The 1,291-nt window shown below is 51.4% G+C and carries 1 protein-coding gene and 1 pseudogene; one reads left to right on the forward strand and one right to left on the reverse strand.

Annotated features, from left to right (window positions below; translation table 11 throughout):
• Nucleotides 1-735: pseudogene (locus BN202_RS05220) on the reverse strand (DNA primase); the annotation flags it as partial.
• Between BN202_RS05220 and BN202_RS05225 the strand changes: the two are divergent.
• Nucleotides 716-1,069: a hypothetical protein gene (locus tag BN202_RS05225; RefSeq protein WP_156792112.1), complete on the forward strand. Its 354-nt coding sequence runs from the start codon at nucleotides 716-718 to the stop codon at nucleotides 1,067-1,069. The pseudogene BN202_RS05220 and the gene BN202_RS05225 sit on opposite strands and share 20 nt — an antisense overlap.
• Nucleotides 1,070-1,291 lie beyond the last annotated feature (222 nt).

Genomic DNA, 1,291 nt, shown 5'->3' on the forward strand with positions numbered 1-1,291 from the left:
CGTGTGGGGCGTGCTGTCCGTATGGTGGGATGCGGAGACATGGTGAGCTGGCTGCGTATCTGTTGTGGTATTGCGCTGTGGGGTTGGGGCTTCTGTATTTTGCCCCCCTGTGGTTGGGATATGGTGTTGGCTGTGTGTGTTGTGGCTTTTGGGTATGGGGTAAAGTGCTTGCCAACCAAATAAAATCGGTTCACATTGGGAGGCTGTTGGTTTGGTTTTTGCCCCCGCTTGTGCGAGCCGTTCTTTCACCAAGGCAAGAGTGCCATCGGGCTTATAAAAGGGAAAAATAATTTTTTCTCCATCTTCTCCTATGCGGTAGCGCTGTAAAATTTCAAGAGGGATACGGCGTTCTTTATTGAGGTATGTTTTGACTAAATTCTCTGGTGTGCCGCCTGTGGGAGTTGGTGGGCGGCGATAGGAACGATGGGGCGCCATAAAGGGTTTTGGGCGCGAAAGGTTGAGAAGGGCGCGTGCTTCTTCTAGGGCTTGAGAAAGACTCATTCCTTTGACTTCACACCAAAGGTCTAAAAGGTCTCCGCCTCTGCCTTCTGCAAAATCATACCAAAGACCCGCTTTCTTGCCGCTCAAGCACACCGATAAACTTTGACCAGTCTCACCGCGCGTGTTGCCTACAATCCAATCATTGCCTCGTCGATGTCCTCGTGGAAGAAGCATTTCTGCTATCGCACTTGCTTGTGCGTTAAGCTGCTGTTTGATGTCAAAAATTGTGCTCATATTCATCTCTGTAGTTGTAGGCTCTGGTCTTGAGCATGATGTTTGTTATGGGATGATGGCGTGGAATAAGAGGAAAAAACCAACAGCTTTCTTGGTGCTCTTTTATGCCTTTATGCGTTCAATCTTTTGGGCTAGATCCACTCTGCCCATGGGGCTTAGCAATTTGCGTGCTCCTTTGCCTCTGTTGGCATGCCCATCATCGCGAAATTTCTTTTCTGTCAACCGCCTTGTTCGTTATGTAAATCTTCTCAAAGCTACCATATCAGTATCTGTTTGCCGCTGGGCTATGGTGTTGGCTGTAGGGTGGCCGTGGATGCGTGTGGGGGCATGGTGAGATGTGGAGACATGGGTGGGTTGTGGCTGGCTGTCGGTTTAGGGGCGTTGTGGTGAGGTATGGTGTTTGGTTGTGAGGTGCCGTGGGTGCGTGGGTGCGTGTGGAGACATGGTGAGATGTGGAGACATGGGTGGGCCGTGACTGGCTGTCGGTTTGGGGGCGTTGTGGTGAGGTATGGTGTTGGCTGTAGGGTGCCGTGGATGCGTGGGTGCGTGTGGGGGC

The sequence above is a fragment of the Bartonella florencae genome (assembly GCF_000312525.1).
GTDB lineage: Bacteria > Pseudomonadota > Alphaproteobacteria > Rhizobiales > Rhizobiaceae > Bartonella > Bartonella florencae.